Origin of the sequence: Pantoea sp. Ap-967, assembly GCF_011752565.1 — a bacterium.
Classification (GTDB): domain Bacteria; phylum Pseudomonadota; class Gammaproteobacteria; order Pseudomonadales; family Pseudomonadaceae; genus Aquipseudomonas.
Genome location: NZ_VWXK01000012.1, coordinates 175,986 through 192,183, shown reverse-complemented (window position 1 = coordinate 192,183; position 16,198 = coordinate 175,986). Strand labels below are relative to the sequence as shown.

Sequence of the window (16,198 nt, the reverse complement as noted above, 5' to 3'; positions counted from 1 at the left end):
GCAATCTCAAATGACTATGTGATTTCTCGCATGGCCACTTGTGATGCTGATAATCTTTTTGACTATCAGTCCGTACTCACAAGCACCCACACGAATTGCTTGATTCGATTTGTTAAAGAGCGTTTGGCTAAGAGCTTTTCGTCTCAACCGAGGCGCGCATTCTACGCTTTCCTCATTTGCTGTCAAGCGTTTATTTTGAAGTTTTTTGCGAGAAACTCGTTTAGCTTCAAACACTTGACTCGCTGCGATCTCTCGTAGCGGGAGGCGAATCATACAGCGTTTTGACACGCTGTCAACACTCACCTCAACCGCTAGCGATCTTTCGATCGAAGCCCTTTCAGTGACCTCTTAACAATCTAACTCGTTGAATTTCAAGGAGTTTGTTGTTCCAGTGTCGCTGGAAGTGGGGCGCATTATAAGGGGATTCGAAGGGGCGTCAACCTTTAATTTCATATATTTGAAATATTTGGAATTAGCGGTGTCAGGAGCGCCGCTCTGCGGCTTATCGCGAGCTGCGCTCGCTCCTACAAAGACGCGCGCGCAGGGCTGACTAGCCTTGTTCGCAGGGGCATCGTTAAAAGCAAAGCGGGGAGGCCTGACGGCCTCCCCGCTTTTAAACACCTCTATATAGCGTCAAACCACCCCGGCGATACGCAAGCGGTCCACCGCATCGGCATCCAGCCCCAGCACATCCGCCAACACCGCCTCGGTATGCTCACCCAACAGTGGCGGCGCCCGGCGGTACTCCACCGGCGTCTGCGACAACCGGATCGGGCTGGCCACCTGCGGCACACTGCCGGCCAGCGCATGGGGCATCGTTACTGCCAGCCCCCGGGCCAGTACCTGAGGGTCCTGGAACATCTGCGCCAGGTCATTGATGGGCCCGCACGGCACGCCTGCCGCCTCCAGTTGCTGCACCCACTCAGCCGTGGTCTTGAACACCGTAGCCTGGCGAATCAACGGAATCAGCTCCGCCCGGTTCGCCACTCGCAGCTTATTGGTCGCAAAGCGCGGATCATCCGCCCACTGCGGCTGCCCAGCCACCTCGGCAAACTTGCGGAACTGGCCATCGTTACCCACGGTAAGGATGAAATCACCATCCGCCGTGGGGAAGTCCTGGTAGGGCACTATATTAGGGTGCGCATTGCCCAGCCGCCGCGGCGGGTTGCCTGTGGTCAGGTAGTTCATCGCCTGGTTGGCCAGGCACGCCACCTGCACGTCGAGCAAGGCCATGTCCACATGCTGGCCCACGCCATGCTGGTCGCGGTGGGCGAGGGCGGCCAGGATCGCCACCGTCGAATACAAGCCCGTCAGGATGTCGGTCAATGCCACCCCAACCTTCACCGGCCCCGCACCTTCCTCGCCATCCGGGCGGCCGGTCAGGCTCATCAGCCCGCCCAGCCCCTGGATCATGAAGTCATACCCCGCGCGCTTGGCATAGGGCCCCGTCTGGCCGAAGCCTGTGATCGAGCAATAGATAAGCCCAGGGTTGATCGCCTGCAGGCTCGCGTAGTCCAGCCCATACGCCGCCAGCCCACCCACCTTGAAGTTCTCGATGACGATGTCCGACTTCGCCGCCAGCTCGCGCACCAGGCGCTGGCCTTCCGGCTGGGTGAAGTCGATGGTCACCGAGCGCTTGTTGCGGTTGGCCGACAGGTAATACGCAGCTTCACTGGTGTTCTCGCCCTCGGCATCCTTGAGGAAGGGCGGCCCCCACGAGCGCGTATCGTCGCCGCTACCCGGGCGCTCGACCTTGATCACGTCTGCCCCCAGGTCCGCCAGGATCTGGCCCGACCACGGCCCCGCCAGCACTCGGGAGAGGTCCAGCACCCGCAGGTGAGATAGCGCGCCCATGGTACGGCTCCTTATCAATAGAAGGCCTGGATGCCGGTTTGCGCACGGCCAAGAATCAGCGCATGCACGTCGTGGGTGCCTTCGTAGGTGTTGACCACCTCCAGGTTGACCAGGTGGCGAGCCACGCCGAACTCATCGGAAATCCCGTTGCCCCCCAACATGTCACGGGCCATACGGGCAATATCCAGGGCCTTGCCACACGAATTACGCTTCATGATCGAAGTGATTTCCACCGCGGCGGTGCCTTCGTCCTTCATACGCCCCAGGCGCAGGCAACCTTGCAGGGCGAGGGTGATTTCGGTCTGCATGTCGGCCAGTTTCTTCTGGATCAACTGGTTGGCAGCCAATGGGCGGCCGAACTGCTGGCGGTCAAGGGTGTACTGGCGCGCCGTGTGCCAGCAGGCCTCCGCTGCGCCCAGTGCGCCCCAGGAGATACCGTAGCGGGCCGAGTTCAGGCAGGTGAAGGGGCCTTTCAGGCCGCGCACCTCAGGGAAGATGTTCTCCTGTGGCACGAACACGTTGTCCATCACGATCTCGCCAGTGATCGAGGCGCGCAGGCCAACCTTGCCATGAATGGCCGGGGCGCTCAGGCCCTGCCAGCCTTTCTCCAGCACGAAGCCGCGAATATCGCCCTCGTCATCCTTGGCCCAGACCACGAACACATCGGCGATCGGGCTGTTGGTGATCCACATCTTGCTGCCGCTCAGGCGATAGCCGCCATCGACCTTCTTCGCCCGGGTAATCATCGAACCCGGGTCGGAACCATGGTTGGGCTCGGTCAGGCCGAAGCAACCGATCCACTCGCCGCTGGCCAGCTTGGGCAGGTACTTCTGCTTCTGCGCTTCGGTGCCGAACTCATTGATCGGCACCATCACCAGCGAAGACTGCACGCTCATCATCGAGCGGTAGCCAGAATCGATGCGCTCCACCTCACGGGCGATCAGGCCATAGCACACATAGTTGAGGCCGCTGCCGCCGTATTGCTCGGGAATGGTCGCGCCAAGCAGGCCGACTTCACCCATCTCGCGGAAGATCGCAGGGTCGGTTCGCTCGTGCCGGAAGGCCTCCAGCACGCGCGGGGCCAACTTGTCCTGGGCGAACTGATAAGCGCTGTCACGCACCATGCGCTCTTCTTCAGTGAGCTGCTGGTCCAGCAGCAGCGGGTCGATCCAGTTGAAGCTTGCTTTACCGGCCATGGGCGAATCCTCGAAGTAGGGGAGCGGTTTCTCGTGCCATTGATCCTAGGCCTGATCCGGCAGGGCGACAAACGAGGATTGCGCACGCATTAGTGATATTTTGTCACTTCGAAATAAGCCACAAGGCCATCTTCAAAGCTCCACGAGTGAGGTTGACGTACATGCGGCGAAAAATACCCAGCACCACTGCACTGGTTTGCTTCGAAGCGGCCGCGCGCCACGAGAGCTTCACCAAGGCTGCACAGGAACTGGCGCTGACCCAGGGCGCCGTCTGTCGGCAGATAGGCGGGCTGGAAGCGTTTCTCAACGTCGAACTGTTCCGGCGCTCGCGCCGCGGGGTGAAACTGACCGAGGCTGGGCTGTCATACAGCCGCCAGGTGTCCGCGCAGTTGGATGCCGTGGAGCGCGACACGTTGTCGGTCATGCGCCAGCAGGGCGCAAACGTGATCGAGCTGGCGGTGGTGCCCACCTTCGGCACCCAATGGTTGTTGCCACGGCTCAAGGACTTCCAGCAGCGCCACCCGGAGGTCACCGTCAACCTCACCAACCGCACCCGCCCGTTCCTGTTCGCCGATACGCCGTTCGACGCCGCCATCTATTTCGGTGACGCCGATTGGTCCGGCACCCAGTCCCACCGCCTGATGGGCGAAAACCCGCTGCCGGTGTGCAGCCCGGCGCTGCTGGCCGGGCAGGGCGCGCTCGATGCCCGGCGCATCGCCAGCCTGCCGCTGCTGCAGCAAACCACCCGGCCTTACGCCTGGCGCCAGTGGTTCAATGGCCTGGGCCTGAGTATCGCGGGCGACATGACAGGCCCGCGTTATGAACTATTCTCCATGCTCGCCCAAGCGGCGATGCACGAGATGGGCGTTGCGCTGATCCCACCGTTCCTGATCCAGCGCGAACTGGAGGAGGGCAGGCTGGTGGTCGCTAACGGGCACGCACTGATCAGCGACAAGGCTTACTACCTGATGATTCCCGAGCGCAAGGTCGAGTCCGCGTCCTTGCGCGCCTTCCGCGACTGGCTGGTGCAACAGGCCCAGCTCTACATCAATTCGCACCGGAGCGAAGGTTCTTTCTGACTAATGTAGTCAATTATTTTAAACACCTACAGATATACGTATTTGTCGCATAATCGCAAACTGTTCAGGTGAATCGAAAAACCCCTCCGAACCCCGCAAACACGCGGCTTTCAGAGGGTTTTACGACATTCATCAACCCATCCGCGAAATCATCGCAAAAAATTTCAGTTTTTCCCCTAATCTGCCAATGGCCCATGTTTGACGGGCTGCAGCCCATCACTTGCGACATACGGTCACAGGGTGACTTGTAGTTTTAACTTCGTTTCGCTCCAGAACCGGTTGATGGCCCTTGGGTTCGTCTGCAAAATGCCTCGCCCGCCCGGGATTCGGCGGGCTCGGCGCTCAACAGCCGCCCCAGCGCACCATCCGCAGTGTGCTGGTTTCTACAAAGACAAAAGGTCACCGCAGGAGAAATAGTCGTGCACATTGGTGTTCCTCTCGAGACGCAGACCGGTGAGACAAGGGTCGCTGCGACCCCGGAAACCATCAAGAAACTGATTGGCCAGGGCCATCAGGTTACCGTCCAACGGGGGGCAGGGCTCAACGCCAGCATTCCGGACAGTGCCTATGAAGCCGTGGGCGCTTCCCTGGGAAGCGCAGCCGATGCCTACGGCGCGCAATTGGTGCTCAAGGTGGTGGCTCCCGACGATCAGGAACTGGCGCTGATCAACAGCGGCAGCCTTCTGGTCGGCATGCTCAACCCCTTCAACAGCGAGCTGATCGGCAAGATGGCCGAACGCGGCATCACCGCCTTCGCCCTGGAAGCTGCACCTCGTACCTCGCGGGCCCAGAGCCTCGACGTGCTGTCGTCGCAGGCCAACATCGCCGGCTACAAGGCGGTGTTGCTCGCCGCCCACCACTACCCACGCTTCATGCCCATGCTGATGACCGCCGCCGGCACCGTCAAAGCCGCGCGCGTTTTGATTTTGGGGGCGGGTGTTGCCGGCCTGCAGGCGATTGCCACGGCCAAGCGCCTGGGTGCAGTGATCGAGGCGTCCGACGTACGCCCGGCGGTGAAGGAGCAGATCGAGTCGCTGGGCGCCAAGTTCATCGACGTGCCCTACGAGACGGACGAAGAGCGCGAATGCGCCGAAGGCGTCGGCGGCTATGCCCGGCCAATGCCCGCCAGCTGGATGCAACGCCAGGCCCAGGCCGTGCACGAGCGCGCCAAGCAGGCCGATATCGTCATCACCACCGCGCTGATTCCAGGCCGCAAGGCACCGACCCTGCTCAGCGCCGAAACCGTGGCGCAGATGAAGCCCGGCTCGGTGGTCATCGACCTCGCCGCAGCCCAGGGCGGCAACTGCCCGCTGACCGTCGCCGACCAGGTGGTGCAGCACAACGGCGTGACCATCGTCGGCCCAACCAACCTGCCCGCGCAGGTGGGCGCCGATGCCTCGGCCCTGTATGCGCGCAACCTGTTGGACTTCATGAAGCTGCTGTTCGACAAGGACGGCGCGCTGGTCATCAACCTCGAAGACGACATCGTCGCCGCGTGCCTGATGTGCCGCGATGGCCAAGTCGTGCGCAAGAACGGCTAAGGAGCACGACAATGGAAGACATGCTGATTTCCCACGGCATCTACAACCTGATCATCTTCGTCCTGGCCATCTACGTGGGTTACCACGTGGTGTGGAACGTCACCCCGGCGCTGCACACCCCGCTGATGGCCGTCACCAACGCCATCTCGGCCATCGTCATCGTCGGCGCCATGCTGGCCGCGGCCCTGACCGTGACCCCGGCCGGCAAGCTGATGGGCACCCTGGCCGTGGCCCTGGCGGCGGTCAACGTGTTCGGTGGCTTCCTGGTCACCCGCCGCATGCTTGAGATGTTCAAGAAGAAAACCAAGAACGAGGCGCAGAAGTAAGCATGAGCATGAATCTGGTAACGCTCCTCTACCTCGTCGCCTCGGTGTGCTTCATCCAGGCGCTCAAGGGCCTGTCGCACCCGACCACCTCGCGGCGCGGCAACCTGTTCGGCATGATCGGCATGGGGATCGCCATCCTCACCACCGTCGGCCTCATCTACAAGCTTGGCGCTGAGCTGGCCACCGCCGGCATCGGCTACGTGCTGGTCGGCCTGCTGGTCGGCGGCACCGCCGGCTCGATCATGGCCAAGCGCGTCGAGATGACCAAGATGCCGGAGCTGGTCGCCTTCATGCACAGCATGATCGGCCTGGCGGCGGTGTTCATTGCCATCGCCGCCGTGCTCGAACCGCAGTCGATGGGCATCGTTGCTGCCATCAGCGACCCGATCCCCACCGGTAACCGCCTGGAACTGTTCCTCGGTGCAGCCATCGGTGCCATCACCTTCTCCGGTTCCGTGATCGCCTTCGGCAAGCTGTCGGGCAAGTACAAGTTCCGCCTGTTCCAAGGCGCACCGGTACAGTTCGCCGGCCAGCACAAGCTGAACCTGATCCTGGGCCTGGCCACCATCGCCCTCGGCCTGCTGTTCACCTTCACCGGCCACTACAGCGCCTTTACCCTGATGCTGGCCCTGGCCTTCGTCATGGGTGTGCTGATCATTATTCCGATCGGTGGCGCCGACATGCCGGTGGTGGTGTCGATGCTCAACAGCTACTCGGGCTGGGCGGCGGCCGGTATCGGCTTCTCGCTGAACAACTCGATGCTGATCATCGCAGGCTCGCTGGTCGGCTCGTCCGGTGCCATCCTCTCGTACATCATGTGCAAGGCGATGAACCGCTCGTTCTTCAACGTCATCCTCGGCGGCTTCGGCGGCGACACCGATGCCGGCGCCGCGCAAGGCTCGAAAGAGCAGCGCCCGGTGAAATCCGGTTCGGCCGACGATGCCACCTTCCTGCTCAGCAACGCCGACAGCGTGATCATCGTGCCGGGCTACGGCCTGGCGGTGGCCCGCGCCCAGCATGCACTGAAGGAACTGACCGAGAAGCTGACCCACAACGGCGTGACCGTGAAGTACGCGATTCACCCGGTGGCAGGCCGTATGCCCGGGCACATGAACGTGCTGCTGGCCGAAGCCGAAGTGCCGTACGACCAGGTGTTCGAGATGGAAGACATCAACGCCGAGTTCGGCCAGGCCGACGTGGTGCTGGTGCTGGGCGCCAACGACGTGGTCAACCCGGCGGCGAAGAACGATCCGAAGTCGCCAATCGCCGGCATGCCGATCCTGGAAGCCTTCAAGGCCAAGACCATCATCGTCAACAAGCGCTCCATGGCCAGCGGCTACGCAGGCCTGGACAACGAACTGTTCTACCTGGACAAGACCATGATGGTGTTCGGTGACGCGAAGAAGGTCATCGAGGATATGGTCAAAGCCGTGGAGTAATGCTTTTCGCTAAAAACCCTGCGTTATATAGAAGGCCCCGGCGAGAATTCTCCCGGGGCTTTTACTTTCAATGATCCAGATCAACGGCTCTATCTTGAGCCTTCTCATACGACCATGGTCGTGGGACGGCATTGGGCGAAATCTCTAGACTGCGCCTCAGTAGTTTCAGTAGCCCGAGATAACAATCCATGTACCGTGATCGTATCCGCTTGTCCTCCCTGCACAGCAAGGTAATGAGTGCGGCTGATGCCGCTGGTCTGATCGAGGACGGCATGACCGTCGGCATGAGCGGTTTCACCCGCGCCGGCGAAGCCAAGGCCGTACCGCATGCACTGGCCGAACGTGCCAAGCAGTCGCCACTGAAAATCAGCCTGATGACCGGCGCCAGCCTGGGCAACGACCTCGACAAGCAACTGACCGAAGCCGGCGTGCTGGCCCGGCGCATGCCGTTCCAGGTCGACAGCACCCTGCGCAAGGCCATCAACGACGGCCAGGTGATGTTCATCGACCAGCACCTGTCGGAAACCGTCGAGCAACTGCGCAACCAGCAGCTCAAGCTGCCGGACATCGCGGTCATCGAAGCCGTGGCCATTACCGAGCAGGGCCATATCGTGCCGACCACCTCGGTGGGTAACTCGGCCAGCTTCGCGATCTTCGCCAAGCACGTGATCGTCGAGATCAACCTGTCGCACAACGCCAACCTCGAAGGCCTGCACGACATCTATATCCCGACCTACCGCCCGACCCGTACCCCGATCCCGTTGGTGAAGGTGGACGACCGCATCGGCAGCACCGCCATCCCGATCGACCCGGCCAAGATCGTCGGCATCGTCATCAGCGACCAGCCAGACTCGCCATCCACCGTGCTGCCGCCGGATGACGAAACCCAAGGCATCGCCAACCACCTGATCAACTTCCTCAAGCAGGAAGTTGACGCTGGGCGCATGACCAACAAGCTCGGCCCGCTGCAAGCTGGCATTGGCAGCATCGCCAACGCGGTGATGTGCGGCCTGATCGAGTCGCCGTTCGAAGACCTGACCATGTACTCCGAAGTGCTGCAGGACTCGACCTTCGACCTGATCGACGCCGGCAAGCTGCGCTTTGCCTCGGGCAGCTCCATCACCCTGTCGAGCCGCCGCAATGCCGACGTGTTCGGCAACCTGGAGCGTTACAAGGACAAGCTGGTGCTGCGCCCGCAGGAAATCTCCAACCACCCTGAAGTGGTGCGCCGCCTCGGCATCATCGGCATCAACACGGCCCTTGAGTTCGACATCTATGGCAACGTCAACTCCACGCACGTGTGCGGCACCAAGATGATGAACGGCATTGGTGGTTCCGGCGACTTCGCCCGCAACGCCCACCTGGCGGTGTTCGTCACCAAGTCGATTGCCAAGGGCGGCGCGATTTCCAGCGTGGTGCCGATGGTCAGCCACGTCGACCACACCGAGCACGATGTCGACATCCTGGTCACCGAGCAGGGCCTGGCCGACCTGCGTGGCCTGGCGCCGCGCGAGCGCGCCCGGGCGATCATCGACAACTGCGTGCACCCCGACTACCGCGCTGCGCTGAACGACTACTTCGACCGCGCCTGCCAGCGTGGCGGGCACACCCCGCACATCCTGCGTGAAGCGCTGAGCTGGCACGAGAACCTGGAAGAAACCGGGCGCATGCTCGCCAGCTGATTTGCTTCGCCTGTTCCGGCCCTTTCGCGGGGCAAGCCCGCTCCTACAAGGATCCGTTTTCTCCTGTAGGAGCGGACTCGCCCCGCGAAAGGGCCCTAACAGTCACCCCTCTTCCCCAACAGTTCACACCACCAAAGCAAATAAACTGTACTACTGTACTGCTTATTAAGCTGTCCCCACCCAACTTAATCCGCCGGAATAGCCAATAACGCCCCACAACGGTGCAGACCAGTACAGTTGCGCGTATTTCGAGTGCAACAGTGGCCTTAAACAGTTAACTGGCCCCTCTCAATACTGTTGAACTGTATCTACTGTTCTGGACAACAGAGGAGGATCATTGGCATCAGTTAAATCACTACCTAATCCCGCCATAAGCGGAAGGATGAAGCATCATGGAACGTACCCTTAGTTCCGGTCTGGTTTTTGAAAGCAACGCCCAGCAGTCCAAGGCTTCGATGCCACTGCGCGCCATCTCCACCCTGCTGCTGTGGCAGCGTCGCATGTCCAGCCGCCGTCAACTGGCTCGCCTGGATGCACGCCTGCTGGCTGACGCCGGTATCAGCGAGTCGCAGCGTTACGAAGAGCTGAGCAAGCCGTTCTGGCGCTAAGCTCCGGTTCGCCGGCCTCGGCCGGCACCGCGAATTCCCAAAACCCGTTGCAGGGAACTGCAACGGGTTTTTTGTTTCCAAGGTGCGCGCTAAAGCGCCCTGAACCTGTAAGCAGTACAATTTTGTAAAACACTAAATAGCACCGCAACAGTTAGCTTTCATCTGCCCGCTAACATTCCGATACAGCCCCGCGTGATACGCTTCGCTTCAAATCTGGTAGAACCGGATGCTGAAACGTACCGCAGCGGGCCGTGCAAGCGTCCGATAGAGCAGAACCACCCCGACCCGTTCCCAGGAGTCCACGATCATGTCCCGTAAATACCTGATGGGTGCCGCCCTGATGCTCGGCCTGGCCAGTGCCGCCCACGCCAGCAGCTTCGTCGTCACCACCGACGCCGTCGTGCGCGCCGTTGCCGCGTCCACCGACGCGACCTCCGACCTGTCTTCCTCGCTGCGTGACGACAAGATCGTCCAGGCCGCACGCGACGACGCCGCCACCTTCGTCGGCAGCCAGGGCGATATCCGGGGTGCCAAACTGGAAAGCGCCTTCCTGCACATTCGCTCCACCCTGCCAGCCCTGCAGGCCAGCGACGCCCAGTTGGCACAGGCCATCCTGGCGCTCTGAGCCAGCGAACCGACCCCGTGTGCATGGGCTGCGCCCCATGCACCACACCCCGTTTACAACCCTAAGAATGCCCATGCGTTATCTGATGCCGTTGCTGTTCTCCCTGCTTGGCGTGGCCAACGCCCAGGCCATGGACACCACCACGCAAGGCCTGGTCATCACCGGCTACGTCACCAGCCAGGTCACCTCCGCGCCGTTCGACCGCAAGCTGGTCAGGCAGGCCCGTGACGATGCGGCTGCCTTCGTTGCCACGGATGGCATGATCCGCGGGGCACGCCTGGAGGCAGCGCTCGACTCGCTGCGCCACGGCGGTGCCCGGCACTCTGTCGGCGACCTTGAACTGGCGCAGGCAATTCTCGTCCAATAATCACACCTGACTCCCTGCATTTTCCGGAGATGCTCCATGCGTAAACCGCTGATCGCCGCTACCCTCGGCATGCTCCTGCTGGCCGACCTGGCCCAGGCACACACCCTGGTGGCCACCAGCAACATCATCGTTCGCGCCTTTGGCCGTTCGATCGATTTCACATCCGACACCACCACCTCGATTCGCGACGCCAAAGTGGTGCGCGAAGCCCACGACGACGCCGCCACCTTCGTCGCCAGCAACGGCGACATTCGCGGTGCACAGCTCGAAGCTGCGCTCACCACCCTGCGTGAACGCCTGCCGCAAGCACGTGATGCCAGCGACCAGGTCCTGGCCGAAGCCATCCTCGCACTGTGAAGCCTGTGCGTGCCTGGCTGCTCGGCTGCGCCCTGACGCTGCTCGGCACGCCCGCCCTGGCCGACCTGCAGCTTGAACTGCAGGCTGCAGGCCTTAGCCAGCAGCAGGTCCAGGCATCCCAGGCCTTGCTCGACGAGGCCCTGGGCAAATTACCTCCCCGCTTCAAGCAACAGCTCGACCGCCGCGTGCGGGTCAGCTGGAGCGACGACATGCCCGCCGATGCCTACGGCGAGGCTTCCCTGGCTTCCACGGTTCAGCTCAACAAGCGCCTTTTACCGGGCCTCACCGACGGCAGTGCCGCCACCGAACGTACCGGCCGCCCCCATGGCACCGTGCGCGAGGAACTGCTGGCCACGGTGCTGCACGAGCTGACCCACGTTTATGACCGCGCCCGCCTGTGGCCTGGGGCCGAGCGCTCGCTGATCGCCCGCTGCAAGCGCCAGCAAGGCACCCTGGGCAAGGTCGGCCTGCCGGAACAATGCCGCGGCCAGGCCGAACGCCGCTTCACCCTCAGCGACGACCCGCGCCTGCTCGACCTCGCCGGCTGGCAGCAGTACGTGGGCCGACGCGGCGAGCGCGAGCAGCACAATGGCCAGTTCGTGCGCAGCCCCGACAGTTACGAGCTGAGCAGCCCCAAGGAATACGTCGCGGTCAACATGGAGTATTTCCTCCTCGACCCGAGCTACGGCTGCCGTCGCCCGGCGCTCAACCAATACCTGCGCGAGCACTTTGGCTGGGCGCCGCAGCAGGACACCTGCGCCAAAGGCCTGCCGTTCATCAATGCCGGCAATGACTTCGCCCGCCAGCCGCTGGGCGAAATCGACCCCGAGCGGGTGTACGAGGTGGATTACCTGCTGGCCGAGGCCAACCAGAACCTGGTCAGCCGCTGGGGCCACAGCATGCTGCGCCTGGTGATCTGCAAGCCGGGCCGGCCACGTGGCCCGGACTGCCGCCTGGACCTCGACCAGAGCCTGGTGCTGTCGTACCGCGCCTTCGTCAACGACGTGCAGCTGTCCAGCTGGGACGGCCTGGTCGGGGTGTATCCGTCACGGCTGTTCGTGTTGCCGCTGGCCCAGGTGATCGACGAGTACACCAAGACCGAGCTGCGCAGCCTGGCCTCGGTGCCGCTGAAGCTCAACCGCGAAGAAATCGAGAACCTGGTACGCCAGGCCGCCGAGATGCACTGGAGCTACGACGGCAACTACTGGTTCCTGTCCAACAACTGTGCGGTGGAATCGTTGAAACTGCTGCGCAGCGGCACCGCCAACCCGCGCCTGAACGACCTCGACAGCATCATGCCCAACGGCTTGCTGGAAGTGCTCAAGGGCAGGGGGCTGGCCGATACCAGTGTGCTCGACGACCCGCGCGAAGCGCTGCGCCTGGGCTACCGCTTCGACTCCTACCGTGAGCGCTACCAGGCCATGTTCGAAGTGCTGAGAAAGCAGCTGCCGATCAAGCAGGCCGCCGTCGAGGACTGGCTGGCCCTGGATGCCGAGCAGCGCCAACCCTGGTTCGCCAAGGCCGACCTGCGTACCAGCGCAGCCCTGCTGCTGCTGGAACAGGCGAGCCTGCGCCGGCAATTGCTGCTGGCCCAGGACGAGGTGAAACAGCGTTACCTGAATGCCGCCGCACTGAAGGACGGCAGCACCAGCAAGGCCGACGAAACCCTCAGGCAGATGCTCGCCAACAGCGGCTTCCTCAGCCGCCCGGCGGAATTGCTCGATGCCAAGGGCTACGGGCTGCCCCAGCCGCAGGAGCGCCAGCACCTGGAGCAGGAAAGCACTGCGCGCCAGGCCCAGTTGCTGCGCTTGAGCACCAGCCTGGACAAAGAGGTGAGGGCGTTGCTGGAGCCGGCACGGGCCAAGGAAATTGCCGCGGTCGAGGCCAATGTGAAGCAGATTGGCGAACATCTGCGGGCGCTGCACAAGGCGGCGGGCGGGTTGCAGTTGCCCTGATGCCAGTGCCGGCCTCTTCGCGGGGCAAGCCCGCTCCTACAGGGCATTGCGGCGCGGCTGCTGGCACTGTTCCCTGCGCGAGGGCTGGGTTATCTCCTACATGAACCTGTAGGAGCGGGCTTGCCCCGCGAAGAGGCCGGCACAGTCAACACAAGGCCTAGAGCGTCTCCTCAGCCTCCCCAGGCAACCCCTCATCCAGATGCAACCAAGGCAACCGGCTACCGGTCCAGATATGCCGCCGTGCCGGCACCAGCTCCGGGTGATCCAACGTCGCCACCGTCACATCGATGCTTCCCGGGCTATGCTCGGTCACCAGCGCCAGATGCGCCCCGCATTCCCCGCAGAAATACCGCTTGCAGCTGGCCGGTGCCACGTAGCACTGGGGCCTGCCCGCCACCCAGCGAAAGCCCGAACGGGGCAGGGTGACCCAGGTCATCACCAGCCCGCCGCTGACCCGCCGGCAGATCGAACAATGGCAATGGGCAACATCCGTCAACTCGCCCTGTAGCCGGTAGCGCAGGGCGCCGCAATGGCAGCCACCCTCGGTTACATCCTGCATCACCTACCTCCCGTCGCCGATTTTCCAGCGAAAGCTGGCTGAAAGCTTGTCCCCCTAGGATAGCCGCCACCACCGGCACAAGACCGGTCAGCCAGGGCACCCGGAACATTCCGCGCCCGGCCCATCAACAACAACAATGGTGATTCTGATGTCTTTCTGCGCCCGCCGTTCCGCCCGCCTTCTGGCAATGCCCCTCGCCATGCTCCCTGCGCAGCGCCCAACGCGCTGATCCGCCCGAATAGCCATTTCTTTCGTCGCGCCACGCCTGGAGTATTGCCATGCTGACCTTCCTCGGCTTTGCCATGGTCATCACCTTCATGTACCTGATCATGACCAAGCGCCTGTCGGCCTTGATCGCCCTGATCCTGGTACCGATCCTGTTCGCCCTGTTCGGCGGCTTTTCCGCCAAGATCGGCCCAATGATGCTCGAAGGCATCAGCAAGCTCGCGCCCACCGGCGTGATGCTGATGTTCGCCATCCTCTACTTCGCCCTGATGATCGACTCCGGCCTGTTCGACCCGGCCGTGCGCAAGATCCTCAAGCTGGTCAAGGGCGACCCGCTGAAAGTCTCGGTCGGCACCGCCGTGCTGGCCCTGGTGGTGTCGCTGGACGGTGACGGCGCCACCACCTACATGATCTGCTGCGCCGCCATGCTGCCACTGTACAGCCGCTTGGGCATGAGCCCACGGATCATGGCCGGCCTGATCATCCTCGCCGGCGGGGTGATGAACATGACCCCCTGGGGCGGCCCTACCGCCCGCGCCGCCAGCGCCCTGCACGTCGACCCTTCGGACATCTTCGTGCCGATGATCCCGGCCATGGTCTTCGGCGTGCTGGCGATCCTCGCCATCGCCTATATGTACGGCAAGCGCGAGCGTGCCCGCCTGGGTGAACTGCACCTGCCGACCGACGACATTGACCACAGCGAAATCAGCGTGTCGCAGTTCCCCGAAGCCCGCCGCCCCAAGCTGATCTACTTCAACGGCGCCCTCACCGCCGGCCTGATGGTCGCGCTGATCGCCGGCCTGCTGCCACTGCCGGTGCTGTTCATGATCGCCTTCAGCATTGCCATGATCGTCAACTACCCCTGCCTGCAGCAGCAGAAAGACCGCATCGCCGCCCACGCAGGTAGCGTACTGGCCGTCACCGGGTTGATCTTCGCCGCCGGTATCTTCACCGGTATCCTCTCCGGCACCGGCATGGTCGAGGCCATGTCCAAGAGCCTGCTGGCGGTCATTCCCGAGGCCCTGGGCCCTTACCTGGCGGTGATTACCGCCATCGTCAGCATGCCGTTCACGTTCTTCATGTCCAATGACGCCTTCTACTACGGGGTGCTGCCAGTGCTGTCGGAAGCGGCCAGCCATTACGGCATCAGCCCGGTGGAAATGGCCCGCGCGTCGATCGTCGGCCAGCCTGTGCACCTGCTCAGCCCACTGGTGCCTTCCACCTACCTGCTGGTGGCCCTGGCAGGCATCGAGTTCGGCGACCACCAGCGCTTCACCCTGAAATGGGCAGTGCTGGTATGCCTGTGCATAATGTTCGCCGCACTGCTGATGGGCATTTTCCCGCTGTTCAGTAGTCTTTAATCAGTACGCATTACCCAACGCGCTGCGCCCGCTCCGGTCGCAGCGCCTTCACCGCTCTAAGGACGTACACATGGAATGGCTGACCAGCCCGGAAATCTGGGTTGCCTTTTTCACCCTCACCGCGCTCGAGATCGTGCTCGGGATCGACAACATCATCATGATCTCGATCCTGGTCAGCCGCATGCCCAAGCCCATGCAGCCGCGCACGCGAATCTTCGGCCTGGCCCTGGCCATGGTCACCCGTATCATGCTGTTGCTGTCGATCACCTGGGTCATGCGCCTGACCGCCGACCTGTTCGTGGTCTTCGGCCAAGGCATCTCCGGCCGTGACCTGATCCTGTTCTGCGGTGGCCTGTTCCTGCTGTGGAAAAGCTCGCAGGAGATCTACCACGGCCTGGAAGGGGAAGAGGAGAGCAGCGACGAGCCCAAGGGCGCGGGCGGCAAGTTCCTCTACACCATCATCCAGATCGCCATCATCGACATCGTGTTCTCGCTGGACTCGGTGATCACTGCCGTGGGCATGGTTTCGCACGTGCCCGTGATGATTGCCGCGATCATCGTCGCGGTGCTGGTGATGATGGCCTGCGCCGGCGCCATCAGCGACTTCATCGACAAGCACCCATCGCTGAAGATGCTCGCACTTTCGTTCCTGATCGTGGTGGGTACGGTGCTGATCGCCGAATCGTTCGACGTACACGTGCCCAAGGGCTACGTCTACTTCGCCATGGCCTTCTCGCTGGCGGTAGAGGCCATCAATATCCGCATGCGCACCGCCATGGCGCGCAAGGAAGGCAAGGAACACGACCCGGTGAAACTGCGCAAGGACATCCCAGGCCAGTAACCTGCCCCCCGGCAAGCGAGCGTCAGCTCGCGAGGCGCCGCGCAAGCGGCGCCAGCCAAACCTTCATGACAGAAAGGTTTCAATCCCCCTTCCCCCATGCCAAGCTGGCGCCTGTCACGTAAAACAACTACAGCTAGTGTAAGCACTGGATAAAAACACCCACCCCCGGGCCAGGCTTACCGC

General features: G+C 62.6%; 15 protein-coding genes. 12 read left to right on the top strand and 3 right to left on the bottom strand.

Going from position 1 to position 16,198, the window contains the following annotated elements; genetic code table 11:
- Positions 1-633 precede the first annotated feature (633 nt).
- Together F3J45_RS15345 and F3J45_RS15340 are read right to left on the bottom strand one after the other, a co-directional pair.
- Complete coding sequence (locus F3J45_RS15345) at positions 634-1,854, bottom strand: CaiB/BaiF CoA-transferase family protein (RefSeq protein WP_167064022.1); 1,221 nt, start codon at positions 1,852-1,854, stop codon at positions 634-636.
- A 14-nt stretch (positions 1,855-1,868) separates the two neighbouring features.
- Positions 1,869-3,050, bottom strand: coding sequence for an acyl-CoA dehydrogenase (locus F3J45_RS15340; RefSeq protein WP_167064018.1), 1,182 nt, complete (start codon positions 3,048-3,050; stop codon positions 1,869-1,871).
- Positions 3,051-3,211: 161 nt separating this feature from the next.
- On the opposite strand from F3J45_RS15340, the gene F3J45_RS15335 reads away from it, so the two are divergent.
- The 10 genes from F3J45_RS15335 to F3J45_RS15290 all read left to right on the top strand — a co-directional run bounded on the left by F3J45_RS15335 (position 3,212) and on the right by F3J45_RS15290 (position 13,029).
- Entirely contained in the window at positions 3,212-4,129 is a 918-nt protein-coding gene (locus tag F3J45_RS15335) for a LysR family transcriptional regulator (RefSeq protein WP_167064015.1), read from the top strand.
- A 419-nt stretch (positions 4,130-4,548) separates the two neighbouring features.
- A complete protein-coding gene (locus F3J45_RS15330) occupies positions 4,549-5,670 on the top strand; it encodes a Re/Si-specific NAD(P)(+) transhydrogenase subunit alpha (RefSeq protein ID WP_167064012.1) in 1,122 nt (373 codons plus the stop codon).
- 11 nt (positions 5,671-5,681) lie between these two features.
- A complete protein-coding gene (locus tag F3J45_RS15325; protein WP_003256966.1) occupies positions 5,682-5,996 on the top strand; it encodes an NAD(P) transhydrogenase subunit alpha in 315 nt (104 codons plus the stop codon).
- Between the two features lie 2 nt (positions 5,997-5,998).
- A complete protein-coding gene (locus F3J45_RS15320) occupies positions 5,999-7,435 on the top strand; it encodes an NAD(P)(+) transhydrogenase (Re/Si-specific) subunit beta (protein ID WP_167064009.1) in 1,437 nt (478 codons plus the stop codon).
- 188 nt (positions 7,436-7,623) lie between these two features.
- The gene (locus F3J45_RS15315) at positions 7,624-9,117 is read left to right on the top strand and encodes an acetyl-CoA hydrolase/transferase family protein (protein ID WP_167064007.1); all 1,494 of its coding nucleotides are present in this window, start codon (positions 7,624-7,626) and stop codon (positions 9,115-9,117) included.
- 392 nt (positions 9,118-9,509) lie between these two features.
- Entirely contained in the window at positions 9,510-9,725 is a 216-nt protein-coding gene (locus tag F3J45_RS15310; RefSeq protein ID WP_167064004.1) for a DUF1127 domain-containing protein, read from the top strand.
- 307 nt (positions 9,726-10,032) lie between these two features.
- Positions 10,033-10,350 carry a DUF2388 domain-containing protein gene (locus F3J45_RS15305; RefSeq protein ID WP_167064001.1) on the top strand — a complete coding sequence of 106 codons (318 nt, stop codon included), beginning with the start codon at positions 10,033-10,035 and terminating at the stop codon, positions 10,348-10,350.
- Positions 10,351-10,423: 73 nt separating this feature from the next.
- Positions 10,424-10,717, top strand: coding sequence for a DUF2388 domain-containing protein (locus F3J45_RS15300; protein WP_167063998.1), 294 nt, complete (start codon positions 10,424-10,426; stop codon positions 10,715-10,717).
- Positions 10,718-10,753: 36 nt separating this feature from the next.
- Entirely contained in the window at positions 10,754-11,074 is a 321-nt protein-coding gene (locus F3J45_RS15295) for a DUF2388 domain-containing protein (RefSeq protein ID WP_167063995.1), read from the top strand.
- Between the two features lie 5 nt (positions 11,075-11,079).
- Positions 11,080-13,029: a DUF4105 domain-containing protein gene (locus F3J45_RS15290; RefSeq protein ID WP_205300529.1), complete on the top strand. Its 1,950-nt coding sequence runs from the start codon at positions 11,080-11,082 to the stop codon at positions 13,027-13,029.
- 157 nt (positions 13,030-13,186) lie between these two features.
- Here the strand turns inward: F3J45_RS15290 and F3J45_RS15285 are convergent, their stop codons facing one another.
- Positions 13,187-13,588 (bottom strand): GFA family protein, encoded by a 402-nt coding sequence (locus F3J45_RS15285; RefSeq protein ID WP_167063989.1) that lies wholly within the window; start codon positions 13,586-13,588, stop codon positions 13,187-13,189.
- Between the two features lie 278 nt (positions 13,589-13,866).
- Here F3J45_RS15285 and F3J45_RS15280 point away from each other — a divergent pair, with 278 nt between their 5' ends.
- Positions 13,867-15,174 carry a CitMHS family transporter gene (locus F3J45_RS15280; protein WP_167063986.1) on the top strand — a complete coding sequence of 436 codons (1,308 nt, stop codon included), beginning with the start codon at positions 13,867-13,869 and terminating at the stop codon, positions 15,172-15,174.
- Positions 15,175-15,244: 70 nt separating this feature from the next.
- Positions 15,245-16,015: a TerC family protein gene (locus F3J45_RS15275; protein ID WP_167063983.1), complete on the top strand. Its 771-nt coding sequence runs from the start codon at positions 15,245-15,247 to the stop codon at positions 16,013-16,015.
- Positions 16,016-16,198 lie beyond the last annotated feature (183 nt).

What these genes read in the sequence shown, in the direction of transcription:
- F3J45_RS15315 (WP_167064007.1), top strand. Translation starts at nt 7,624, where the DNA reads ATGTACCGTGATCGTATCCGCTTGTCCTCCCTGCACAGCAAGGTAATG.
- F3J45_RS15345 (WP_167064022.1), bottom strand. Translation starts at nt 1,854, where the DNA reads ATGGGCGCGCTATCTCACCTGCGGGTGCTGGACCTCTCCCGAGTGCTG.
- F3J45_RS15325 (WP_003256966.1), top strand. Translation starts at nt 5,682, where the DNA reads ATGGAAGACATGCTGATTTCCCACGGCATCTACAACCTGATCATCTTC.
- F3J45_RS15280 (WP_167063986.1), top strand. Translation starts at nt 13,867, where the DNA reads ATGCTGACCTTCCTCGGCTTTGCCATGGTCATCACCTTCATGTACCTG.
- F3J45_RS15285 (WP_167063989.1), bottom strand. Translation starts at nt 13,588, where the DNA reads ATGCAGGATGTAACCGAGGGTGGCTGCCATTGCGGCGCCCTGCGCTAC.
- F3J45_RS15320 (WP_167064009.1), top strand. Translation starts at nt 5,999, where the DNA reads ATGAGCATGAATCTGGTAACGCTCCTCTACCTCGTCGCCTCGGTGTGC.
- F3J45_RS15305 (WP_167064001.1), top strand. Translation starts at nt 10,033, where the DNA reads ATGTCCCGTAAATACCTGATGGGTGCCGCCCTGATGCTCGGCCTGGCC.
- F3J45_RS15275 (WP_167063983.1), top strand. Translation starts at nt 15,245, where the DNA reads ATGGAATGGCTGACCAGCCCGGAAATCTGGGTTGCCTTTTTCACCCTC.
- F3J45_RS15310 (WP_167064004.1), top strand. Translation starts at nt 9,510, where the DNA reads ATGGAACGTACCCTTAGTTCCGGTCTGGTTTTTGAAAGCAACGCCCAG.
- F3J45_RS15340 (WP_167064018.1), bottom strand. Translation starts at nt 3,050, where the DNA reads ATGGCCGGTAAAGCAAGCTTCAACTGGATCGACCCGCTGCTGCTGGAC.
- F3J45_RS15295 (WP_167063995.1), top strand. Translation starts at nt 10,754, where the DNA reads ATGCGTAAACCGCTGATCGCCGCTACCCTCGGCATGCTCCTGCTGGCC.
- F3J45_RS15335 (WP_167064015.1), top strand. Translation starts at nt 3,212, where the DNA reads ATGCGGCGAAAAATACCCAGCACCACTGCACTGGTTTGCTTCGAAGCG.
- F3J45_RS15300 (WP_167063998.1), top strand. Translation starts at nt 10,424, where the DNA reads ATGCGTTATCTGATGCCGTTGCTGTTCTCCCTGCTTGGCGTGGCCAAC.